At 71.0% G+C, this 22509-nt stretch carries 22 protein-coding genes and 1 pseudogene; 14 read left to right on the top strand and 9 right to left on the bottom strand.

Going from position 1 to position 22509, the window contains the following annotated elements; genetic code table 11:
• The first annotated feature begins 69 nt into the window (after positions 1-69).
• The 3 genes from mca to ACIA8R_RS13765 are packed head-to-tail and all read left to right on the top strand — an operon-like array spanning position 70 to position 1444.
• Positions 70-954: a mycothiol conjugate amidase Mca gene (gene mca, locus ACIA8R_RS13775; RefSeq protein WP_364097568.1), complete on the top strand. Its 885-nt coding sequence runs from the start codon at positions 70-72 to the stop codon at positions 952-954.
• 34 nt (positions 955-988) lie between these two features.
• Positions 989-1150, top strand: a complete 162-nt coding sequence (locus ACIA8R_RS13770; RefSeq protein ID WP_352323255.1) for a hypothetical protein — start codon at positions 989-991, stop codon at positions 1148-1150.
• Complete coding sequence (locus tag ACIA8R_RS13765; RefSeq protein WP_357704045.1) at positions 1151-1444, top strand: GNAT family N-acetyltransferase; 294 nt, start codon at positions 1151-1153, stop codon at positions 1442-1444.
• On the opposite strand, the gene ACIA8R_RS13760 is transcribed toward ACIA8R_RS13765, so the two are convergent.
• Positions 1430-2581, bottom strand: coding sequence for a hypothetical protein (locus tag ACIA8R_RS13760; protein ID WP_357704043.1), 1152 nt, complete (start codon positions 2579-2581; stop codon positions 1430-1432). The two genes, ACIA8R_RS13765 and ACIA8R_RS13760, sit on opposite strands and share 15 nt — an antisense overlap.
• A 92-nt stretch (positions 2582-2673) precedes the next feature.
• On the opposite strand from ACIA8R_RS13760, the gene ACIA8R_RS13755 reads away from it, so the two are divergent.
• Complete coding sequence (locus ACIA8R_RS13755) at positions 2674-4641, top strand: thioredoxin domain-containing protein (RefSeq protein WP_397038483.1); 1968 nt, start codon at positions 2674-2676, stop codon at positions 4639-4641.
• Here ACIA8R_RS13755 and ACIA8R_RS13750 read toward each other — a convergent pair.
• Positions 4627-6696: a transglycosylase domain-containing protein gene (locus ACIA8R_RS13750; protein ID WP_397038481.1), complete on the bottom strand. Its 2070-nt coding sequence runs from the start codon at positions 6694-6696 to the stop codon at positions 4627-4629. The two genes, ACIA8R_RS13755 and ACIA8R_RS13750, sit on opposite strands and share 15 nt — an antisense overlap.
• A gap of 217 nt (positions 6697-6913) precedes the next feature.
• Positions 6914-7393, bottom strand: a complete 480-nt coding sequence (locus ACIA8R_RS13745) for an Lrp/AsnC family transcriptional regulator (protein ID WP_357704037.1) — start codon at positions 7391-7393, stop codon at positions 6914-6916.
• 130 nt (positions 7394-7523) lie between these two features.
• On the opposite strand from ACIA8R_RS13745, the gene hppD reads away from it, so the two are divergent.
• The 4 genes from hppD (at position 7524) to ACIA8R_RS13725 (ending at position 11447) form a co-directional block, all read left to right on the top strand.
• Positions 7524-8606, top strand: a complete 1083-nt coding sequence (hppD, locus tag ACIA8R_RS13740) for a 4-hydroxyphenylpyruvate dioxygenase (protein WP_357704035.1) — start codon at positions 7524-7526, stop codon at positions 8604-8606.
• A gap of 186 nt (positions 8607-8792) precedes the next feature.
• Positions 8793-10199: a M1 family metallopeptidase gene (locus tag ACIA8R_RS13735; protein WP_364097581.1), complete on the top strand. Its 1407-nt coding sequence runs from the start codon at positions 8793-8795 to the stop codon at positions 10197-10199.
• Between the two features lie 73 nt (positions 10200-10272).
• Positions 10273-10818: a sigma-70 family RNA polymerase sigma factor gene (locus ACIA8R_RS13730; protein WP_357704031.1), complete on the top strand. Its 546-nt coding sequence runs from the start codon at positions 10273-10275 to the stop codon at positions 10816-10818.
• On the top strand, positions 10815-11447 hold the full coding sequence (locus ACIA8R_RS13725; protein ID WP_397038477.1) for a hypothetical protein: 633 nt from the start codon (positions 10815-10817) through the stop codon (positions 11445-11447). The genes ACIA8R_RS13730 and ACIA8R_RS13725 overlap by 4 nt, the downstream gene beginning before the upstream one ends.
• Positions 11448-11614: 167 nt before the next feature.
• On the opposite strand, the gene ACIA8R_RS13720 is transcribed toward ACIA8R_RS13725, so the two are convergent.
• Together ACIA8R_RS13720 and ACIA8R_RS13715 are read right to left on the bottom strand one after the other, a co-directional pair.
• Positions 11615-12589: an ROK family protein gene (locus tag ACIA8R_RS13720; protein WP_397038475.1), complete on the bottom strand. Its 975-nt coding sequence runs from the start codon at positions 12587-12589 to the stop codon at positions 11615-11617.
• A complete protein-coding gene (locus ACIA8R_RS13715; RefSeq protein ID WP_397038679.1) occupies positions 12586-13767 on the bottom strand; it encodes an FIST N-terminal domain-containing protein in 1182 nt (393 codons plus the stop codon). Before ACIA8R_RS13715 ends, ACIA8R_RS13720 begins: the two co-directional genes overlap by 4 nt.
• Before the next feature lie 172 nt (positions 13768-13939).
• Here ACIA8R_RS13715 and ACIA8R_RS13710 point away from each other — a divergent pair, with 172 nt between their 5' ends.
• The 3 genes from ACIA8R_RS13710 to ACIA8R_RS13700 all read left to right on the top strand — a co-directional run bounded on the left by ACIA8R_RS13710 (position 13940) and on the right by ACIA8R_RS13700 (position 18157).
• On the top strand, positions 13940-15331 hold the full coding sequence (locus ACIA8R_RS13710; protein WP_364097586.1) for a sigma 54-interacting transcriptional regulator: 1392 nt from the start codon (positions 13940-13942) through the stop codon (positions 15329-15331).
• 62 nt (positions 15332-15393) lie between these two features.
• A complete protein-coding gene (locus tag ACIA8R_RS13705; RefSeq protein WP_364097589.1) occupies positions 15394-16152 on the top strand; it encodes a hypothetical protein in 759 nt (252 codons plus the stop codon).
• 37 nt (positions 16153-16189) lie between these two features.
• A complete protein-coding gene (locus ACIA8R_RS13700) occupies positions 16190-18157 on the top strand; it encodes a VWA domain-containing protein (protein ID WP_397038678.1) in 1968 nt (655 codons plus the stop codon).
• On the opposite strand, the gene ACIA8R_RS13695 is transcribed toward ACIA8R_RS13700, so the two are convergent.
• Both ACIA8R_RS13695 and ACIA8R_RS13690 read right to left on the bottom strand, forming a co-directional pair.
• Positions 18089-18760, bottom strand: coding sequence for a hypothetical protein (locus ACIA8R_RS13695; RefSeq protein WP_397038472.1), 672 nt, complete (start codon positions 18758-18760; stop codon positions 18089-18091). The genes ACIA8R_RS13700 and ACIA8R_RS13695 overlap by 69 nt on opposite strands.
• Positions 18761-18952: 192 nt before the next feature.
• On the bottom strand, positions 18953-19375 hold the full coding sequence (locus ACIA8R_RS13690) for a DUF6292 family protein (protein ID WP_357708773.1): 423 nt from the start codon (positions 19373-19375) through the stop codon (positions 18953-18955).
• Between the two features lie 139 nt (positions 19376-19514).
• On the opposite strand from ACIA8R_RS13690, the gene ACIA8R_RS13685 reads away from it, so the two are divergent.
• Together ACIA8R_RS13685 and ACIA8R_RS13680 are read left to right on the top strand one after the other, a co-directional pair.
• On the top strand, positions 19515-19640 hold the full coding sequence (locus ACIA8R_RS13685; protein WP_357708775.1) for a hypothetical protein: 126 nt from the start codon (positions 19515-19517) through the stop codon (positions 19638-19640).
• 10 nt (positions 19641-19650) lie between these two features.
• The gene (locus tag ACIA8R_RS13680) at positions 19651-20082 is read left to right on the top strand and encodes a DUF2269 family protein (RefSeq protein ID WP_357708777.1); all 432 of its coding nucleotides are present in this window, start codon (positions 19651-19653) and stop codon (positions 20080-20082) included.
• Between the two features lie 19 nt (positions 20083-20101).
• Here ACIA8R_RS13680 and ACIA8R_RS13675 read toward each other — a convergent pair whose 3' ends face one another.
• Both ACIA8R_RS13675 and ACIA8R_RS13670 read right to left on the bottom strand, forming a co-directional pair.
• Complete coding sequence (locus ACIA8R_RS13675) at positions 20102-21241, bottom strand: cystathionine gamma-synthase (protein ID WP_397038469.1); 1140 nt, start codon at positions 21239-21241, stop codon at positions 20102-20104.
• Positions 21242-21362: 121 nt separating this feature from the next.
• Positions 21363-21572 (bottom strand): hypothetical protein, encoded by a 210-nt coding sequence (locus ACIA8R_RS13670; protein ID WP_357708783.1) that lies wholly within the window; start codon positions 21570-21572, stop codon positions 21363-21365.
• A 193-nt stretch (positions 21573-21765) separates the two neighbouring features.
• Here ACIA8R_RS13670 and ACIA8R_RS13665 point away from each other — a divergent pair.
• Positions 21766-22428, top strand: a pseudogene (locus ACIA8R_RS13665) (histidine kinase dimerization/phosphoacceptor domain-containing protein); the annotation flags it as partial.
• Positions 22429-22509: the final 81 nt, after the last annotated feature.

The following is a 22509-nucleotide window of genomic DNA, read 5'->3' as shown; positions in this document are numbered from 1 at the left end:
GCAGAAACTAACCTCTCTGGACGAGTGACCGGTCCTCCACCGAGGAGACCCTGTGAGGAGAACGCGCCCGTGAGTGCACCCCTGAGGTTGATGGCAGTCCACGCCCACCCCGACGACGAGTCGAGCAAGGGCGCCGCCACGATGGCGCGTTACGTGCGCGAGGGCGTGGAAGTGCTGGTCTGTACCCTCACGGGCGGTGAGCGGGGTTCCGTGCTCAACCCGAAGATGGACCGGCCGGAGATCGTGGCCAACATCGGCGAGGTGCGCAAGGCCGAGATGGAGCGGGCCCGCGAGATCCTCGGGGTCCAGCAGCGTTTCATGGGCTTTGTCGACTCCGGCCTGCCGGAGAGCGAGGAGGAGGAGCTGCCCGAGGGCTGCTTCGCCGTGCAGAAGCTTGAGGACGCCTCGGCCCCGCTGGTGGCCGCCGTGCGCGAGTTCCGTCCGCACGTGATCATCACGTACGACGACGACGGCGGCTACCCGCACCCCGACCACATCATGACCAACAAGGTCTCCGTCGAGGCGTTCGAGGCGGCCGGCGACCCCGACCGCTACCCCGGCACCGGCGACCCGTGGCAGCCGATGAAGCTCTACTACCAGATGGGCTTCACCAAGGAGCGTTTCGAGGCGCTGCACGAGGCCATGACCGAGCGCGGGCTCGGCTCCCCGTACTCCGACTGGATCTCCCGCTGGGAGGACCGGCCCGCCAAGTGGCCGGTGACCACGCGCGTGCCGTGCGGCGAGTACTTCCAGATCCGCGACGAGGCCCTGCTCGCGCACGCCACCCAGGTCGACCCCGACGGCTTCTGGTTCGTCTGCCCGCGCGAGCTGCAGCAGGAGATCTGGCCGACCGAGGACTACCACCTGGCGCGCTCGCTCGTCGACACCGGGCTCCCCGAGGACGACCTGTTCGCCGGCATCCACGCCGAGGACGTCTCACCCGCCTGCCACTGAACGGACCATGGCAGGCTGGTGGCAGACTGAAGGTGTGACAGTTCTCGCAGCTGGTGATGTCAGTCCGGGTCTGCTCGGCTTCACCGTCGTCGCCCTCATCGGGCTGGCCCTCTACATCCTGATCAAGTCGATGAACAAGCAGATGTCGAAGATCCAGGTTCCGCACGAGGGCGACACGGACAAGAAAGCCGAATAGATGCCGATCGAAGTAGTCGACAACTCGTTGGAGTGCCGCTTCGAGGTGCTCGTCGACGGCAAGGTCGCCGGGTTCGCCGACTATCGACTGCTGCCCACCAAAATCGTCTTCACGCACACCGAGGTGCTGCCCGCCTACGAGGGCCAGGGCCTGGCGGGCAGGCTGGTCGAGTTCGCGTTGCGCGCGAGCGTCGACACCGGGCTGCGCATCGTGCCGCTGTGCCCCTACGTGGCCCGCTACATCGAGCGCCACCCCGAGTTCAAGGAGCACAGCGACCCGTCAGTCGCCGGGTGACCAGGCCCGTTCCAGCGCCTTGGGCAGGCCCCACCAGCCGAGCGGGGTCAGCACCTCGTCGGCGTCCACGATGCCCAGGTAGGTCCACAGGCTGACCACCGAGGCGAACAGGCCCTCGGTGGCGTCGAGGTCGTCGTCGTCCTGCTCGTCGGAGTCGATGTCGTCCGACTCGGCGATGAGCCTGGCCAGGCGTTCCGGCGAGGCCAGCACCCCCGGCCCCAGGCGGGCCAGCGCCGCCACGGCGGCCAGCCAGTCGGCGTGCTGGATCGCGCACAGGTTGGCCAGGGCGGTGTCCTCGTGGCTGAGCCGCCCTTCCAGGTCGGCGAACTCCTCCGGCACGTCGCCCTCCTCCGGCAGGTCGGAGATCGGCCCGGCCACGCCCGCCGCCACCGCCAGCCACAGCTCCCGGTCGTCGTCGGGCATCGGCCTGTCGTCGAACCCGGCGCAGGCCCTCAGCACGTTCGCGGGGTAGCCGGGCAGGCCCAGCAGCGTGCGCAGGCGCGCGGCGGCCAGCTCCAGCTCGACCAGGGGCAGCTCGGGGGCCTTGGGCAGCTCGCCGACGATGCGCCGCAGCTCCGACAGCGCGAAAGCCTCCTCCTCGTCGAGCGCGGCGAACAGCTCCTCGTCCTGCTCGTCACTCACCGCGAAGCCCGGCACCCGGCCGTCGGGCAGCGGCGTGGCCAGCCAGTGCTCCTGGAGCTCCTCGTACGCCCGGCGGGCGGCGTGGTCGCCCAGGGCCAGCGCGTCGGGGTCGACCTCGCCGGACTCGACGCGCTCCTCCAGGAAGGCGACCAGGCGCCCGAACATCTCGGTCGCGACGGGACCGCGCTCGTCCTCCTCGGGCCAGACGAAGTAGCTGGGCGTCATGAGGATCGGCTCGGTGCCGGTGGACTCGACCCAGCGCTGCACGTCGCCGACGGTGGCCACGCCCGCCTCGATGGAGCCGAGCGTCGCCTTGGCGGAGTCCCAGAACGGCTGCGAGAGCGGGTTGCCCGCCGACACCATGGCCCGTCGCAGGTCGGGCAGCGCCACGAGCGCCACGCCCGAGGGCACGGCCAGCAGCGCGCGGGCGACGTCCCTGCGCGTGACGGCGGCCGCCGGGCGGTCGGCGTGGGCGCAGACGTAGTCGATGTCCACGCCCGTAACCTACGCCGTCCGCCCGGCCGGAGTCAGCCGCAGGGGGTGGCGGGCCAGGCGCGAGGGGCGGTCTAGGGTGAGCGGGGGAGGTCATGATGAACCGGTTGAACGACGCCACGAGCCCGTACCTGCTGCAGCACGCGGGCAATCCCGTCGACTGGCACCCGTGGGGCGAGGAGGCGTTCGCCGAGGCCCGGCGCAGGGACGTGCCGCTGCTGATCAGCGTGGGCTACTCGGCCTGTCACTGGTGCCACGTGATGGCCCACGAGAGCTTCGAGGACGCCGAGACGGCCGCCCTGATGAACGAGCACTTCGTCAACGTCAAGGTCGACCGCGAGGAACGGCCCGACGTCGACGCCGTCTACATGACCGCCACCCAGGCCATGACGCAGCAGGGCGGCTGGCCGATGACGGTGTTCGCCACGCCCGACGGCCATCCGTTCTACTGCGGCACGTACTTCCCGCGCCCGCACTTCCGGCGCCTGCTGACCGAGATCCACCGCGTGTGGACCGGCGACAGGGAGTCGGTGCTGGCGCAGGGGGCCAAGGTGGTCGAGGCGCTCAACCAGAACACCGCGTTCCCGCGCGGCGCCACGCCCGAGGCGGAGACGCTGGAGCGGGCCGTCGCCAACCTGCGGGAGTCGTTCGACCCGGTCAACGGCGGGTTCGGCGGCGCGCCGAAGTTCCCGCCGTCGATGGCGCTGGAGTTCCTGCTGCGCTCCGGCGAGCGCGAGATGAGCGGCCGGACCTTGGAGTCCATGGCCCGCGGCGGCATCTACGACCAGCTCGGCGGCGGTTTCGCGCGGTACAGCGTCGACGCCGAATGGGTGGTCCCGCACTTCGAGAAGATGCTCTACGACAACGCCCTCCTGCTGCGGGTGTACACCCACTGGTGGAAGGCGGGCGGCGGCGACCTGGCCCGCCGGGTGGCGCTGGAGACGGCCGGCTGGATGCTGCGCGAGCTGCGTACGCCCGAGGGCGGCTTCGCCTCGGCCCTCGACGCCGACAGCGAGGGCGTGGAGGGCAAGTTCTACGTCTGGACGCCCGAGGAGCTGCGCGAGGTCCTCGGCGACGACGACGGGCGCTGGGCCGCCGCGCTCTTCGACGTCACCGGCACGTTCGAGCACGGCACGTCGGTGCTCCAGCTCCCGCGCGACCCCGAGGACCACGTCCGGTACGCCGGGGTGCGCGGCAGGCTGCTGGCGGCCAGGGAGCGGCGGGTGCGGCCGGGCCGCGACGACAAGGTCGTGGCCTCCTGGAACGGCCTGGCGATCGCGGCGCTCGCGGAGGCCGGCGTCGTGTTCGAACGCCCCGACCTGGTCGAGGCCGCCACGGCGGCGGCCGAGCTGCTCGAAGGCGTGCACACGGCCGACGGGCGGCTGCTGCGCACCTCGCGCGACGGGCGCGCGGGCGCCAACGCGGGCGTCCTTGAGGACTACGCGAACGTGGCGGAGGGGCTGATCTCCCTCTACGGCGTGACGGGCGTGACGAAATGGCTCCGACTGGCCGGCGCACTGCTCGACACGGTGCTCGACCGCTTCTCCGACGGCTCCGGCGGCTTCTACGACACCGCTGACGACGCCGAACGGCTCTTCCAGCGCCCGCAGGACCCCACGGACAACGCCACGCCCTCCGGCCAGTACGCGGCCGCGGGGGCCCTGCTCTCCTACGGCGCGCTGACCGGCTCTGCGAAGTACCGGGACGCCGCCGCGGCCGCCCTGGCCACGGTGTCGGTGCTGGCCGACCGGCACGCCAGGTTCGCCGGCTGGGGGCTGGCCGTGGCCCGCGCGGCGCTCGACGGGCCCGTGGAGGTCGCGGTCGTCGGCAGCCCCGCCGACCCGCGTACGGCCGCCCTGCACCGCGAGGCGCTGCTGGCCGACGTGCCGGGCCTGGTGGTCGCGCCCGGCGACGGCGAGGCCGGCGGGGAGCCCTTCCCCGCGCTGCTGGAGGGGCGCGGCCCGATCGGGGGCGCGCCGGCCGCCTACGTGTGCAGGGGGTTCGCCTGCCGGCTGCCGGTCACCACGGTCGAGGAGCTGCGGGCCGAGCTAGCCGACGCCTGACGGCCGGCTCAGGTTGTTGTCGCGCTGGGTGTCGCGGCCCTCGTCGGGCGTGCCGAGAGGCTGGTCGGAGGGCGCGGTGGGCGCGTCCTGGGGGCGTTCGTCCTGCCGGCCGCCGGTCCTGCCGTTGTCGCCGAAGCCCTCGTCGGTGGGGGCCTCGCTGACCCCCGGGTCGCCGAAGGGCTGGTCGGTGCTGCCGGGGCCGGGGCCGGGGCTGTCCCACTCGTTCTGGTCGGCGGGCGGCGAGGACGGGTGGTCGGGGACGTCGCGGCCGCGGTCGGGCGGCGAGTAGGAGGACTCGTAGCCGTACTGGGACGGCTCGGGGAACTCCTCGACGGGCTCGCCCGCCATGGCCTCGGTCATGAACGCCCGCCAGACCTGCGCGGGGAGCTGGCCGCCGAACTGCGTGCCGTAGCCGGGGATGGTGACGGTCTTGTCGTCGCTGCGGAACATGTTCACGGCGACGGCGAGCTGCGGGACGAAGCCGTTGAACCAGACGTTCTTGGAGTCGTCGGTGGTGCCGGTCTTGCCGGCGACCGGACGGTCGTAGAGGCGGGCGGCGGTGCCGGTGCCGTACTTGACGACCTGCTGCATCGCGTAGACGGTGTCGGCGGCGGCCTGCTCGCTCACCACCTTCGTGGCGGTGGGCTGGACCGACTTCTTCTCGCCCTTGCTGTCGGTCACCGACTTCACCACGTGGGCCTCCATGTGCACGCCCTTGTTGGCGAAGGTGGAGAACCCCGAGGCGTTCTGGACGGCGCTGACCGACGACACGCCGAGCGGGAACGTCGCGTACGCCTGCTGCCCCTGCAACTGCTCCTTGGGGATGCCCGCGGCCTCGGCCACGGCCGCGACCTTGTTCAGCCCGACCTTCTGGCCGAGGTCGACGAAGGCCGTGTTGACGGAGTTCTGGGTGGCGCTGACCAGGTTGATCTGGCCGTAGGAGCGGCCGCTGTCGTTGGGGATGGGCTTGTCGGCCGAGGCCACCCGCAGCGGCGAGTTGCCGTCGACCCTGGTGGACAGCTCGAAGCCGTTGTCGAGCGCGGCGGCCAGCGTGTACGGCTTGAACGTCGAGCCCGCCATCCGCTTGGCCGAGAACGCGTTGTCGTAGTCGCCGACCTGGTCGTGGCGGCCGCCGTAGAAGGCGACGACCTCGCCGGTGGCCGGGTCGACGGCGGCCAGCCCGGTGCGGACGCTCTTCGGCGTGGAGGCCGGGACCACGTCCTTGACCGCCTGCTCGGCCGCCGCCATGAGCTTCTTGTCGAACGTCGTGACGATCTTCAGGCCGCCGCTGTTGATGGTCTCGTCGGAGTAGCCGCGCCGGTTGAGCTCGGCGGTGACCTGGTCGAGCATGTACTGGCCCTGGCCCTTGAGCTCGAACGGCTTCTTGGGCGCCTTGAGCACCGGGAAGCGCTCGGCGGCCGCCTGCCGGCCCGACAGCGCGCCCGTCTGGCGCATGGCGTTGATCACGCCCTGCCACCGGGTGCGGGCCGCGTCGAGGTCGGTGCCCTCGGGGTCGGCGAACCGGCTGGGCTGCTGGATGACCGCCGCCAGGTACGCGCCCTCGGCGACGGTGAGCTTGTCGACGTCCTTGCCGAAGTAGGCGCGGGCGGCCGACTGGACGCCGTTGGCGCCGCGGCCGAAGTAGATCGTGTTGAGGTACTGCTCCAGGACCCAGTCCTTCGACTTGGACTGGTCGACCTTCATCGCGATGAGGATCTCTTTGAACTTGCGGGTGACCGAGCGCTCCTGGCTGAGGCCGCTGTAGTAGTTGCGCACGAGCTGCTGGGTGATCGTGGAGCCGCCCTGGAGCTGCTGGCCGGTGACGGTGGACCAGACGGCCCGCGCGGTGCCCTTGAGCGACACGCCGCCGTCGTTGTAGAACGAGCGGTTCTCGGCCGCGATGACCGCGTCGCGCACGTGCTTGGGCACCTTTGCCAGCTCGACGTTCCGGCGGTCGACGCCCTGCCTGGCGAGCACGGTCTTGCCGTCGCGGTAATAGATCACCGAGCCTTCGGCGGTGGCCGATTCCTGCGTGCTGTCGGGAATGGGAGTCATCGCCCAGGCAATAGCGAAAAGCCCGGCGAACACGGCGATTCCGGCGCCGAAAGAGATCAACACAATTCGGAGTACGCGCCGTTTCCGCATGCCTTTTCCACCACCGCCCCGCATCCGAGACCCCCCTTCGAGACACCCTCGCCCAACCCCCGCAAGCTGGGCGAATGTCAAGGGTAAACGATCGATAACGGTGCCTCGTCCCTAAGCGATGGTACGTCTAGCGTCCCCCGCGGCGTGGAACATCGGCGACCAAAGGCAGCACTCGGTAAGGAACCGGCGTGTCGAGTGCGATGATCGAAGAAGTCCTGAGGACGCCCTGAACATCCACGATTTGGTCGATGACGCGTTGCAGATCGGCATTCGTCCGCGCGACCACCCGGCACAGCAGGTCCGCGCCGCCGGTGATGGTGTGCACCTCCAGCACCTCGGGGATGTGGGCCAGCCGGTGGGCGACCGGGTCGTGCCCGGAGACCTGCCTGATCTCCATGGTGACGAACGCCGTCACGTCGTAGCCGAGCGCCACGGGCGACACGTCGGGCCCGAACCCGGTGATGACCCCCCTGCCCACCAGCCGGTCGAGCCGGGCCTGGACGGTGCCGCGGGCGACGCCCAGACGGCGTGAGCATTCGAGCACGCCCAGCCTGGGTTCGGCGGTCAGCAGGGAGATCAGACGGGCGTCCAGTTCATCGATCGTCATGCTGTACAAATTCTCCGACTCGGGCTAGGGGCGGGTGGACAGATTGTGCACTCGCACAAGTAACTGTTGCACAACTCGTCCAGCTAAATCGAGAGTTGTCGGTATGACTGATGTCTTTCCGGTTAACGGGATGGATGCCGTGGTGTTCGCCGTCGGCAACGCCCGGCAGGCCGCCCACTACTACTCGACCGCGTTCGGCATGCGACTGGTGGCCTACCGAGGGCCGGAGAACGGCAGCCGCGACGAGGTCGCCTACGTCCTGACCTCGGGCAGCGCCACTTTCGAGTTCAGGGCCTCGGTCCGGCCCGGCACGGACATGGCCAGGCACGTCGCCGAGCACGGCGACGGCGTGATCGACCTGGCCATCCAGGTGCCCGACGTGGAGGCCGGGTACGCCTACGCGGTCGCCCACGGCGCCACGGGCCTGGTGGAGCCGTACACGCTGGAGGACGAGCACGGCAAGGTGGTGATCGCGGCCATCGCCACCTACGGCGAGACGCGGCACACGCTCGTGGACAGGTCCAACTACGGGGGCGCGTACCTGCCCGGTTACGTGCCGGCCGAGCCGCTCGTCGCGCCGCCCGCGACGAAGACGGGACGCCTCTTCCAGGCGGTCGACCACTGCGTCGGCAACGTGGAGCTGGGCAAGATGGACGAGTGGGTGGAGTTCTACCGCAAGGTGATGGGCTTCACGAACATGGCCGAGTTCGTCGGCGACGACATCGCGACCGAGTACTCGGCGCTGATGTCCAAGGTCGTGGCCGACGGCACGCGGAAGGTCAAGTTCCCGCTGAACGAGCCGGCGATCAGCCGCAAGAAGTCGCAGATCGACGAGTACCTGGAGTTCTACGGCGGCCCCGGCGTGCAGCACATCGCCCTCGCCACCAACGACATCCTCACCACCGTCGACCACATGCGCGCGGCGGGCGTGCAGTTCCTCGACACGCCCGACTCCTACTACGACGACCCCGAGCTGCGCGAGCGCATCGGGCAGGTCAGGGCGCCGATCGAGGAGCTGAAGAAGCGCAAGATCCTGGTCGACCGGGACGAGGACGGCTACCTGCTGCAGATCTTCACCCAGCCGGTGCAGGACCGCCCCACGGTCTTCTTCGAGCTGATCGAGCGGCACGGCTCGCTCGGGTTCGGCAAGGGCAACTTCAAGGCCCTGTTCGAGGCGATCGAGCGCGAGCAGGAACGCAGGGGCAACCTTTAGTTTGTCCCGACTTAGTGGTGGTCATGTGGATTTTATGGGACCACCACCAGTTTCTGGGCTGATGAGGCGCCGGCGGCAGGCAGCCGCCGGCGCCTTCGCCTTGCCTCCCTCCACGGCGACGAGTCGTCGAGGACGCGTGACCCAGCGTAAGATTCCGGTCACGGGTTGAAAGGGGCGCGTTCACGTATGCGAATCAGAAGACGCGGGGCAGCCGTGCTGGTGGCCCTGATCAGCGTGCTCGCCTGCGCGCCCACCGACGAGCCGCCGCCGCACGCGGCCACCGGTCGGCACGCGGGCGCGCCGGGCATCGGCGACACCGACTTCCCCCAGGACGGCAACGGCGGCTACGACGTCGCCCACTACTCGCTGACCGTCGACTACACCCCGGCCGGCAAGCGGCTGGCCGGCCTGACGAAGATCCGCGCCAAGGCCACCCAGGACCTGTCGAGCTTCAACCTCGACCTCACCGGCCTCGACGTCGCCAAGGTCAAGGTCGACGGCACGCCCGCCCGCTTCTCCCGCAAGGGCGGCGAGCTGACCGTGACCCCGGCCGCGCCCCTCGTCGCCGGCTCGCCGTTCACCGCCGAGATCTCCTACTCGGGCGTCCCCACACCGGCCAAGGACACCGCCAACCTGGGCACGTACGGGTTCATCCCCACCGGCGACGGCGCGTTCGTGGCCTCCGAGCCCAACGGCTCCAAGACCTGGTTCCCCAGCAACGACCACCCCGCCGACAAGGCCACCTTCGACTTCACGGTCACCGTGCCCGCCGGCCTGACCGTCGTGGCCAACGGCGAGCAGAGCGCGGCGCCGTCCACCGCGGGCGGCCGCACCACCTTCCGGTGGAGCGAGCGGCACCCGATGGCCACCTACCTCGCCACGGCCACGATCGGCAGGTTCGAGGTGCGCCAGGGCCGCTCGCCGGGCGGCATCCCGACGTACGCGGCCGTCGACCCGAAGTTCAAGACCAGCCTCAACCACGTCTACGACGTCTCGGGCGAGATCACCGACTACTGGAGCACGGTCTTCGGCCCCTACCCGTTCTCCTCGACCGGCGCCGTGGTCGACGACTACTCGGCCGGCTACGCCCTGGAGAACCAGACCAAGCCCCTCTACGGCGGCTTCGACCCCGACGAGGGCATCATCGCCCACGAGCTGGCCCACCAGTGGTTCGGCGACAGCCTGACCATCAAGCGGTGGAAGGACCTGTGGCTCAACGAGGGGTTCGCGACGTACGCCGAGTGGCTGTGGTCGGAGCACCGGGGCAAGAAGACCGCCGACGCCACCTTCAAGGACTTCTACAACCGCGACGCCAAAGACCCGATGTGGGCCTACCCGCCGGGCCGGGCCAAGCCCGGTGACCTGTTCAACGAGTCGGTCTACACCCGCGGCGGCATGGCGCTGCACGCCCTGCGCAAGGCGGTCGGCGACCCGGTGTTCTTCAAGCTGCTCAAGACCTGGACCGCCGAACACCGCTACGGCAACGTCACCACGCGGCAGTTCGTCGACCTGGCCGAGCGGCTGTCCGGCAAGGACCTCGACCCGCTCTTCGACGCGTGGCTCTTCCAGCCGCGCCGCCCGACCCTCGCCTGACCTGCGCGGAAACGCTTTCCTTCGGCCGGTCCAAGTAAAGGTGTAAGGGCGAACGACGAAGGGAGCGAGGCCAGTGCGCCTCAACGAGGACCCGGTGGCCTTCGAGGCCTTCTATCGCCGCCATGTCGACGTCGTCATGCGGTTCGTGGTCCGGCGGGTGAGCGATCCTCATCTCGCCGCCGACCTGACCGCCGACGTCTTCCTGGCGGCCCTCGACTCGGCCCACACCTACGTGCCGGGCCGGGGCAGTCAGACCGCGTGGCTGTACGGCGTGGCCCGCAACGTGGTGTCGGCCCAGCTCCGCAGGTCGGCCCGGGAAGCGCGGGCGGCGGGCCGGATCGCGGGGCGGCGGCTGATGGACGACGACGACCTCGTCCGGATGGAGGAGCGGATCGACGCCGAGCGCGAGATGCGCGGCGCCCTGGAGGCCATGGCGGGCCTGCCGGAGGGCGAGCGCGCGGTGCTGGAGCTCGTGGCGATCGACCAGCTCACCGTCTCCGAGGCGGCCGCCGTTCTGGGCGTCAGGCAGGTGACCGCGCGGGTCCGCCTGCATCGGGCCAGACGTGCCCTTGAGAACGTCGCTTCGCCGTCGGCCGTGTACGTGGAGGGACAGGCATGAACACTTTCGAGGAGCGGTTGCTGAACGCGCTCAAGGAGGAGATGGCGACCGGGACGCAGCCCGTCGTGACGCCGGTCGTCCGGCGGCCCCGGTGGCGGCTCGTAGGGTTGACCGCCGCGGCGGGGGTCGCCGCAGTCGCCACCGTGGCGGCCACCGGCCTGTTCGGCGGAGGGCCCGCGTACGCGGTGACCGGGACGGCCGACGGCGGGGTGTCGGTGGAGATCAACGCCTTCCGGGACCCCGGCGGGCTGGCGTCCGAGCTGGCGGCGGCGGGGGTCAAGGCGGTGGTGGACTACCTGCCGTACGGCCAGACCTGCAAGGAGCCGCGCGGGCAGCGCGGGGGCGGCGAGGGGCGGTTCGAGACGAGCATCGGCAGGAGCGGCGACGGGATCTCCTTCCGGATCGCTAAGGGTCAGGTTCCGGCGGGGCAGACCTTGGTGCTGGCGGTCACCCTGGACAGCAGCGGGCCCGAGGCGCCTCCGATGTCCACCTCGCTGCAGATCGTCAAGGGCGCGGTGAGCCCCTGCGAGCCGGCCGCGATGCCCGTCCCGCCGGCAGGCGACCAGAACGACGGCCGCTCCGACACCCGTACGGACCCGGGCGACGGCGAGGGCACCCAGCAGGGCTGACCTCCGACGAGGACAGCCCGGCTCGGCCAGGGAACACGGGCAGGTCGCGGCCTTCGCACCCTTGGCTCGCGCCTGCCCGCCGGCCCTCCCGCGAAGTCAGTCGCGGGAGGGCCAATGGGCGCTCCCGGGGGTAAGGGGCGGGAGGGCCGATAGGCGCTCCCGAGGGCTCAGGGGCAGGAGGGCCAGTAGGTGCCGCCGGCCAGGAGGAGGGCGGCGGCGCCCACCAGGCCGGCTTCCTGGCCGAGGGCGGCGGGCATGACCTTGAGCCGGCGGGCGAAGCCCATCCGGGCGTGGTCGCGCAGGGCCTCCTCCAGGGGGCCGAACAGCGGCTCGCCGGCCTGGGACAGCCCGCCACCGATCGTCACCAGGTCCAGGTCGCACAGGTGGGTGGCGGAGGCGATGGCGATCCCGAGCGCGCGTCCGGCCCGTCGCATCGCCAGCAGGGCCACGGGGTCGCCGGCCAGCGCGTCGGCCGCCAGCGCCCGCCCGGTGACCGCCCGGTCCTCCTGGTACGCGCCCTCGCTGTCCGCGGGCGGGTCTTCCGCGTCCGGAGGGGCAGGGGTCCAGCCTTGGGAGAGGGCCCACGCGGTGAGGGCGGGGCCGCGGGCGACCGCCTCCAGGCAGCCGTGGCCGCCGCAGCCGCAGCGGGGGCCGCCGTCCGATTCGACCACGACGTGCCCGATGTGACCGGCGTTGCCCGTGCCGCCGTTGATCAGGCGCCCGTCCAGGATGAGGCCGCCGCCGACGCCGGTGGAGACCACCATGCCGAGCATGTCGGCGCTCCCCCGTCCGGCGCCCTGCCAGTGCTCGGCGATGGCCAGGCAGATGGCGTCGTTGTGGAGGCGTACCGGTAAGCCGGGGAAGCGGCCGGAGAGGCGGGCGCGCAGCGGGAAGCCGCGCCAGCCGGGCATGTTGAGCGGCGAGACCTCGCCGTCGGGCCAGGTCATCGGCCCTCCGCAGCCCACGCCCACCCCTTCGGCGCGGGCCGACAGGGGGTCGATGAGGGCCGTGAGGGTGTCCCACAGCGTCTCGGCGTCGGCGTTCTGGGGGGTGGCGGCGCGCCGGGAGGTGATCACGGTGCCGTCGTGGGCCACCAGCCCGGCGGCCATCTTGGTGCCGCCGACGTCGATCGCCAGGATCACGACAGCTCCGGCTCCGCGGCGCTGGAGAAGACCAGCACGGACGCCGTGAGCCCGTGCACGTGGTTGTGCCCGCCGACCGGCCCGACCTCGCCCGCGGCGAAGAAGCCCGCGACGCCGATGGGTCCCAGCGTGTCGCGCAGGGCGACCGGGTCGTGGTCGGCGGTGCCGAACATCGCCGAGCCCCGGCCGTTGCAGGAGAACAGCAGCGCGCCGTCCACCTTGCCCAGTTCCTCGCGGTGGGCGTCGAGCAGGTCGTACAGGTCCTCGTCGGCGGTGGCGGCGTCCCTGACCTGGAAGCGCACGGTACGGCCGATCTCCACGATGTCCCCGATGGCCACGGCCTCGCGTTCGGGGTCGATGCCGATGACGCCCCGGATGAGGAAGTCGCCGCGTTCGTGGCGTTCGGCGTACTCGTCCATGGCCACGCCGATCTGCAGCCCGGCGGCGACCAGTTCGCGGTCGTCCTCGTCCAGTTCGCTGACGATGTCCTCCAGCCGGGCCAGCGCGGGCTGTCCGGCCAGTTCGAGCAGCAGGTTCTCCTCCGAGGCCGTGACCACCATGCTGGGACCGATCGGACGGCAGCCCTGGCTGACCACCGTACTGATCTTGACCGGCCCGCTGAGCAGGACGCCGATCGCGCCCTCGGTGTAGATCTTGCCGTCCGCGAACAGCCGTACGGACCCGCGTCCCTGCAACCCGTTGGCCAGCCCGCCGATCAGCGGCAGCTCGCCGAGCACGTCGACCGAACGCTCCACGAACGCGTCGGTCGGGAAGGTGTACGGATCGGCCAGCAGGATCGCCACGTGGTCGTCCCCCGTGCGCTCGGGCAGCCCGACGACCACGAACCGGTCCTCGGCCGCCAGCGTCTCCAGCGCGAACGTGGTGAGCCTGGCCCCCTCCAGGGTGGCCGCCCACGCGCTCACCGCGGGCGTCAGCTCGACCCCCTGCCCGTCTCCGATCACTCCCGTGGCGCTGCAGCCGATCACGTGCGCCTCGGGCGCGAGTTTCATCGCCGCCTGGCCCGCTCTGGCGACGTCCTCGGGGTCCTCGCCGCAGATGAAGAAGCAGACCAGGTTCGCTTGCCCGCTGAGCCTCGACAGTGCCTGACCGACGGCGTTCTCCGCGGCCTCCACCAGGTCGGAACCCACGGCGAGGCCGTCGGCGAAGCGGCTTGTCATCAAGGCCACGCCTCTCGCCTCCCTCGACATGTCCATGTTCCCTAGGGCCGATTCTCCCCACTAAAGGGACAAGCACGCGTACGAACCGTCACGCAATAGGTCAAGATCCGAAATCTCCGCCAGATGCGAAACTCCCTGCCGCATTTCTCGCGGGGGACGTAGTCTCGTTCCCGTGCATCAGCCACGTATTCTCCGCGAGTTGCGAGAGAGCGGCCACGTTCATCGCAGCGTCAAAGCCGAGGTCCGGGAAAACCTGCTGGCCAGGCTGCGGGCCGGCGAGACCCGGTTCCCCGGCATAGTGGGCTTCGACGACACCGTTCTGCCACACCTGGAGCGGGCGCTGCTCGCCGGGCACGACCTGGTCCTGCTCGGTGAGCGCGGGCAGGGCAAGACGCGGCTCATCCGCACGATCACCGGCCTGCTCGACGAGTGGACCCCGGTGGTCGAGGGCTGCGAGATCAACGACCATCCGTACGCACCCGCCTGCACGCGCTGCAAGACCCTGGCGCGGGAACTGGGCGACGAGCTGCCGGTGGCGTGGAAGCACCGCGACGAACGTTACGGCGAGAAGCTCGCCACTCCCGACACCTCCGTCGGCGACCTCATCGGCGACGTCGACCCGATCAAGATCGCTGAGGGGCGCACCCTCGGCGACCCCGAGACCGTCCACTACGGTCTGGTCCCCCGTACCAACCGCGGCGTGTTCTCCGTCAACGAGCTGCCCGACCTGGCCGAGCGCATCCAGGTCTCGCTGCTCAACGTGCTGGAGGAACGCGACATCCAGGTGCGCGGCTACAACCTGCGCCTGCCGCTCGACATCCTGCTCATCGCCAGCGCGAACCCGGAGGACTACACCAACAGGGGCCGCATCATCACGCCGCTGAAGGACCGGTTCGGCGCGGAGATCCGCACCCACTACCCGCTCACGGTCGAGGACGAGCTCACGCTCATCCGCCAGGAGTCGGTGCCCGACATCGGGGCCGACGTGCCCGAGCACCTGGTCGAGGTGATCGCCAGGTTCACCCGGCTGGTCCGCGAGTCCACGGCCGTCGACGCCCGTTCCGGCGTGTCGGCGCGCTTCTCGATCGCCGCCGCCGAGACCGCCGCGGCCTCCGCCGTGCGCAGGTCCGCGATCAAGGGCGAGGACCAGGCCGTCACGCGCGTCTGCGACCTGGCCTGCGTCGTCCACAGCCTGCGCGGCAAGGTGGAGTTCGAGGTCAGCGAGGAGGGCAGGGAGACCGAGATCCTGGCCCACCTGCTGCGCCGGGCCACGGCCGAGACGTTCAGGAGCAGGCTGGGCGGCATGGACCTGTCCCCCATCACCGACAAGTTCGCCGAGGGCAACCAGGTGGAGTCCGGCGACATGGTGGCCGCGGCCGAGCTGCTGCACCAGATCGGCCCGGTCAGCGGCCTGGCCAAGGTCATGTCGAGGCTCGGCATGGGCGCCGGCGAGGAGTCCCCCGGGCACGCCGCGGCTGCTCTGGAGTTCGCCCTTGAAGGTCTTTACCTGATGCGGCGGCTGTCAAGGGAAGACCTCGACGGGGTCACGATCTACAGGACGTGAACAAACGGGCGGTTTCCCGCGTCGTAGTGTTTGGTTGATCACGACTCCGGGGGGAACCGCCCATGCGCCTGCTCATCCATGCCACCGCCGTCGGCCTCGTCCTGGGCGGCCTCGCGCTTCCTGCGCACGCGGCCACCGCCACGGCCACCGCCAAGCCCGTCTACGGCTACGCCTGGGCCGACGGCAAGGGCGCCCTGCGGATCGTGCCCATGAAGCCCGCCAAGGTCCGGCGCGGCGGCAACGTGCTCTACAAGCTGACCCCGGTCACGGGGGCCAAGGAGCTCAGGCTCGACTACACCCGCGCCGCCTACAGCCGGGTGACGACGGCCTGCGACCTGAAGGAGACCGAGGGGCGGGTCGCGCTCGACCGCGACGGGCTGGGCCGTACGGCGTGCAAGCCCGCCCAGCTCACCACAGGGTTCCTGGAGGGCGCGGTGCCGCTGCGCGTGGAGTACGAGGGCGGCAAGGCCGTCAAGGCGCAGGAGTTCCTGCTCGACGCCTGGCCGGAGCCGGTCACCGCGCGCGGCTCGATCACCCGGATCGACGACGCCACGCTCCTGTTCAGCACCGGCGGCAAGCAGATCAAGCTGGGCTACACGTACATGACGTCCTTCTACCGGGCCACGGCCCGCTGCGGCGACCGCTGGGTGTCCGGCAGGGCGTCCGGCGTCGACAAGCGCGGGCTCGGCAAGCTGCCCTGCGAGTCGACCGACCTCGCCAAGGCGCTCAAGGGGGCCGGGCGGGCCGTCCAGGCGCAGGTGAGTTATACGCCCGACGCGAACAGCGCGGTCGAGGTGTGGGAAGTGGCCAGGCGTCCGTAGACGGGCGGGGGCAAGTTGGGGTTAGCGTGGAAGCGTGATGGCCTTCCGCTACGGCGAATACCACGACGGCCCCGACCCCCTGGCCCCCCCTTATGACGTACGCGCGGCCCTCGACGAGATGGGCGACGCGATCCTGTCCGGTTCGACGCCGGTCCACGCGCTGCGCGACCTGCTCAAGCGGGGGCTGCCCGGCAGCCAGGACCGGCGGGGGCTCGACGACATGCTCAGGGAGGTCCGCAGGCGGCGCAGGGACCTGCGCGAGCGCGGGCGGCTCGACGGCACCCTCGAACGCGCGCGGGCGCTGCTGGACAAGGCGATCGGGCAGGAGCGGGCCGAGCTGTTCCCCGACCCGTCCGACGACGCGCGGCTGCGGGAGGCCGGGCTCGACGGGCTGCCCGAGGACACCGCGAGCGCCATCCAGGAGCTGAACACGTACGAGTGGCGTTCAGCGGCGGCGCGGCAGACGTTCGAGGAGCTGCGCGACCTGCTGCGGCGCGAGGTGCTCGACAGCCAGTTCAGGGGCCTGCGGGACGCGCTGGCCAATCCCGACCCCGAGGCCATGGCCCGCGTCCGGGAGATGATGTCCGACCTGAACGACATGCTGGACAGGGACACCAGAGGCGAGCACACCCAAGAAGACTTTGACGCCTTTATGGCGAAATATGGCGATTTGTTCCCAGAAAAGCCCCGGGACATCGAGGAGCTCGTCGACATCCTGGCCCGGCGGGCCGCCGCGACCCAGCGCATGCTGGCCTCGATGACCCCCCGCCAGCGCGAGGAGCTGTCCAACCTCATCAACCAGACGCTCGACCAGGCCGGCCTGTCCGACCAGATGCGCCGCCTCGGCGAGGCCCTCCACGCCCGCCGTCCCGACCTGGCCTGGAACGCGCCCGAGCGGCTGACCGGCGACGAGCCCCTCGCCATGGGCGACGCCGTCACGGCGCTGGAGGAGCTGGCCGACCTCACCCAGCTGGAGACCGCCCTGCGCCAGGACTACCCGGGCGCGCGGCTCGACGACATCGACGAGGCAGCCGTACGCCGGGCCCTGGGCCGGGCGGCGGTCGACGACCTGGAGGCGCTCAAGCGCATCGAACGCGAGCTGGAGGAGCAGGGCTACCTGCTGCGCCGCCGCGGCAAGCTGGAGCTGACCCCCAAGGCGGTCCGGCGGCTGGGCGAGACCGCGCTGCGGCGCGTGTTCTCCTCCCTCGACGCGGGCCGGCGCGGCGACCACGACCAGCACGACGCGGGCTCGGCCGGCGAGCTGACCGGCTCCACCCGGCCGTGGCGCTTCGGCGACGAGCAGCCGATCGACGTCGTCCGCACGCTGGTCAACGGCGTGCGCAGCGGCGGCGTGGCGACCGCCCCGCAGGACGGGCGGGCCCGGGTGCGGCTGTCCGTCGACGACTTCGAGGTCTCCGAGACCGAACGCCGCAGCGCCGCGGCGGTGTGCCTGCTGGTCGACCTGTCGTACTCGATGGCCCTGCGCGGCACGTGGGCCGCGGCCAAGCAGACGGCGCTGGCCCTCCAGGCACTGGTGGCCTCCAAATTCCCGCAGGACGCCGTGCAGATCATCGGCTTCTCCAACTACGCCAGGGTCCTGCAACCCGACGAGCTGGCCGGCCTCGACTGGGACATGGTCCAGGGCACCAACCTGCACCACGCCCTCCTCATCGCCGGCCGCCACCTCGACCGCCACCCCGACTTCGAGCCCGTGGTGCTGGTCGTCACCGACGGCGAGCCGACCGCCCACCTCATGCGCAACGGCAGGTCCGCCTTCGAGTGGCCGCCGTCGCACGAGACGCTGGAACTGACGCTGTCCGAGGTCGACAAGATGACGCGGCGGCGCGCGACCATCAACGTCTTCATGCTGGCGGCCGACGACCGGCTCAAGGAGTTCGTGGACGAGGTGGCCCGCAGGAACGGCGGCCGGGTGTTCTCACCGAGCGCGGACCGGCTCGGCGAATATGTCGTCAGCGACTTCCTCCGCCTCCGCCGCTCCCGCTGACTTCCGGAAAGAGAAGCTGAATTTCGTCAGGCGGAAGGATTCGGCAGGCAACATCGAACGCAGATGTTCACGCGCGGTGCGCACGTCCGGGGTGCGGTCCCATTTGGCTGTTGCAGTGAGGATCTCGGTGACGCGCGTGTTCACGCGGGCGCTGCTGACGAACGGTAGCGCGCGGGTGAGGCTGTGCATGTGATGCACGGCGAGCGCCGGTTTGTCCGCTCGCACCGCCGTCTGCGTCTGCCTCCCGAGAAATTGGGCCCGGAAGAGCGGAGACCACCGGGCCATGGCCTCCGCCGCCTCCCGCAGGAGACGATCGGCCTGGGCGTGGTGGCCCAGCCTGCTCAGCCCGATCGCGACGTCCCCGCCGAGAGCGGCCTCGGCGAACGGGCTCAGGCCGGACGTGCCCAGTGCGCGGTCGAGGGCTTCGCGGGCCTCCCTCTGGTTGCCGTTGACGCAGGCCAGGGCACGGCCGAGCCGCATGTGCAAGCTGGACAGGCGGCTCGGCGGAAGGTCCGGGATGCGCAGCTGGTACATCAGGTCGGACACCGCGCCCTGGAGCTCGTGGCCGGGAGAACCCCTCTCCAGCTGATCGACGTGCTTCACGTGCCCGATCGCGCGAGCCGCGAGAGGCACTCCGCCGAGTTCGTAGCCCCCCGCGCCAGGCTGTCGGACAGGGCGTGCACGTAGTCGGGATCGAGGTAGGGATGTAGCGCCTTTGGGCGGAGGCCCTTCCCCCAGGGTGAGCCTTGCGGCGTGCGGCGCCCTTCGGGCGGAGGCGCTTGCCCTTCCGGGGTGTCAGGCTTCGATCAGCCGGGCGTAGAAGTCGAGGGCGACGTCGAACCCGTCGCGGCAGTTGCGGTGCGACCGGTAACAGGGCCGCCAGGCCGAGCTGGCGCCCACCCCCGCCCGCGCGTCCACCAGAGCCTGCGGCACGCGCTCCGGCCGGGGCAGCAGCCCGTGGCCCAGGTAGCGGACGCCGGTCAGCTCGGTGTGCGCGCCCGCCGCACCGGCGACGAAGCGGCCGAGCCGCCAGCCGCTCTCCTCGTCCCACACCAGCGCGTGGTCGTCGGCGAGCTTGACGGTGGCGTCACGCGGATCGCACGGACCCTCCCACCAGTCGGCCACCTCGGCTCCGAGCAGGTCGACGACGCGCTCGACATAGCCGGCCGGCTGCTGCAGCCACTCGTCGGTGTACGGCTCGACGTGCCTGATGGCCACGGACGGCACCCCCTTGTGCCCTGAAGGTAAGAAAAAAGCGACGGTCACCAACCATACCCGTGGCGAACTTATTCCGTTGCACGTCCGTCTAGTCATTACGGACGATATTCACGTCGGACACGGGGAAGGAGGAGAGCCCATGATTGCCACGATCCTGCTGATCATCCTGATGGCCGTCGCGGTGGCGGCCACGGAGCTGATCATGCGTTGCTCCTCGCAGGTTAAAGAGAGTGTCGAGCCACCGACCGAGATCGTCGGGGACTAGTCTCAGGCGCATGTCCCTGCTTCTCTGGCTGCACATCGGCTTCGCCATCTTCACGATCGGCCCGCTGACCGCCGCGACGATGGCCGCTCCCCGGGCCATCCGCACCAACAACGTGCCCGTCCTGCGGAACATCCAGCGCACGACGAGGATCTACAGCCTCGCGTCCTTGGGCGTGCTGGTGTTCGGGGTGGCCGTGGGGATCGCCGTCGGGAACGGCGTGCTCGGCCTGTGGTACATGACGGCGTCGATGACGCTGTTCATCGTGGCGATCGTGCTGCTGGTCATCATCGATCGCGACCTGCGCACCGCCCTCCGCGCTCTTGAGAGCGAGAACACGGAGGACGACGCGAAGGTGCAGACCGGCCGGGTCGCGGCCATCAGCGGCCTGCTGGCCCTGATCTGGCTGGTGATCCTCTTCCTGATGGTCGTCCCGACGCCCTGACGGCCGGTGTCCTGACGCCCTAGCCGAGGGCCTGGGTGAGGTCGGCGAGCAGGTCGTCGACCGTCTCGATGCCGACCGACAGGCGCACCAGGTCGCTCGGCACCTCCAGGGGCGAGCCCGCCGCGGAGGCGTGCGTCATCCTGCCCGGGTGCTCGATGAGCGACTCGACGCCGCCCAGCGACTCGCCGAGCGTGAACAGCTTGGCCCGGTTGCACACCTCCACGGCCTCCGCCTCACCGCCCGCCACGCGGAAGGACACCATGCCGCCGAAGCGCCGCATCTGCTTGGCGGCGGCCTCGTGGCCGGCGTGCTCGGGCAGGCCCGGGTAGAGCACCTGGGTCACGCGCGGGTGCGCGAGCAGCAGGTCGACGACGCGTTCGGCGTTGTCGCAGTGGCGGTCCATGCGCACGCCGAGGGTCTTGAGCCCGCGCAGCGTCAGCCAGGCGTCGAACGGGCCGGCTACCGCGCCCATCGCGTTCTGGTGGTAGGTCAGCTCGTCGCCGAGGCCCTTCTCGCCCGCGATCAGCGCGCCGCCGACCACGTCGGAGTGGCCGCCGATGTACTTGGTGGTGGAGTGGACGACCACGTCGGCCCCGAGCGCCAGGGGCTGCTGCAGGTACGGCGACGCGAACGTGTTGTCCACGACCAGCAGCGCGCCGTTCCCGTGGGCGAGCTCAGCCAGGGCGGCGATGTCGGCGATGCCGAGCAGCGGGTTGGTGGGCGTCTCGACCCAGACGATCTTCGTCTTCTGCGTCATGGCCGACGCCACCGCGTCGAGGTCGTGCAGCGGCACCGGGTCGTAGTGCAGGCCCCAGCGCTCGTGCACCTTGGCGAACAGCCGGTACGTGCCCCCGTACGCGTCGTTGGGGATGATCACGTGGTCCTGCGGCTTGCACACCGTGCGCAGCAGGGTGTCCTCGGCGGCCAGGCCCGAGGCGAAGGCCAGCCCGCGCGCGCCGCCCTCCACGGCGGCCAGCGCCTCTTCCAGCGCCGTCCTCGTGGGGTTGGCCGAGCGGCTGTACTCGTATCCCGAACGCAGGCCGCCCACGCCGTCCTGCTTGTAGGTGGACGTGGCGTAGATCGGCGGCACGACCGCGCCGGTCAGCGGGTCGGGCTCCTGACCTGCGTGGATCGCCAGGGTCTCAAAACCGTTGGTCATAGGCCCCACGTTAACGGAAAGCGGCCCGCGATCCGTTCCCCAACGGACCGCGGGCCGAAGGCGGGGCCGTCCCCCGACTGCGCCCGCCCCGGGCCCGCGCGCCATGCCGCGCGGGCCACGTTCATGCGGCTCGGGCCGCCCTGGGCTCGCGTGCCGTCGCGGCCGTCGCGGCCGGGGCGCTGAGCCGTACGATCTCCACGTCGATGTGGCGGCCGCTGCCGCCCTCCGCGTCCTCCCCGTTGATGCGGGAGAGCAACACCGGGTCGGCCAGCGCGAGCAGCGCCGTGACGACCAGTCCCAACCCCAGCAGAACGAATCCGATGACCACCATGTCCTGTCCCCCTTCCGACGTGCTTCCAGCATCGCCGAGCGGCCTGCGCCGCCGCCTCCGCTGAAGGGCTGGTCCGCCGGCGACCGGGTCGGCCGATCGGTTGATACGAGTTGTCCGACTTCCGGCCTACTCTCGTGACGTGGGGGATTCGAAGGGCGTCGTGTACTGGGTCCGGCGGCTGAGCGAGATCGCGATGCTCGGCTGGCTCGGCCTGATGCTGATGCTCGACCTGGCCATCGCCGTCAGCACCGGGGGGCTGCAGTGGTTCGTACCGTTCTGCGGCGCGGCCGGGATCGCGGCGGTCGTCCTGCGCCGCCGCCACCGGCTTGAGGGCTTCTGCGCGCTGCTGGGGCTGTCCTTCGCCGTGTCGCTGGTCATCGCGTCGGTCGACGCGCTGGGCGCGCCCGGCATGGCCGAGACGGGGTCGCTGCTGGTCCTCCTCATCGGCGTGCTGCGGCACGTGGAGCCGGTACGGCGGGCGGCGGTGCTGGCGCTCGTGGGGCTGGCCGTGCTGATGGCCGAGTCGGCCAGGCGCGACTACCCCACCGCGGGGCTGGCGTTCGCGTTCCTGCTGTTCGCGGGGTGGTCGATGGCCGCGGGCATCGGCGGCTACCTACGGTTCCAGCAGGAGCGCCGTACCGAGGCGGTGCATTCCGTACGGCGGGCCGAACGCCTCGAACTGGCCAGGGAACTGCACGACCTGGTCGCCCACCACATCACCGGCATCGTCGTCCAGGCCCAGGCCGCCCGTACGGTCGCCGAGCACAAGCCCGAGGCGGTGCTGCCCGCGCTCGACGCGATCGCCTCGGCCGGGTCGGAGGCGCTGACCTCGATGCGGCGCATGGTGACCGTCCTGCGCACCGAGGACGAGGCGGACCGCAGGCCCGGCACGACGCTGGCCGACCTGCGGCTCCTGACCGAACGGTTCTCGGTCGAG

Origin of the sequence: Nonomuraea sp. NPDC051191 (assembly GCF_044455665.1) — a bacterium.
Classification (GTDB): domain Bacteria; phylum Actinomycetota; class Actinomycetes; order Streptosporangiales; family Streptosporangiaceae; genus Nonomuraea.
Note: the sequence above shows the minus strand (reverse complement) of the source record. Positions and strands in the feature narration are given on the sequence as shown.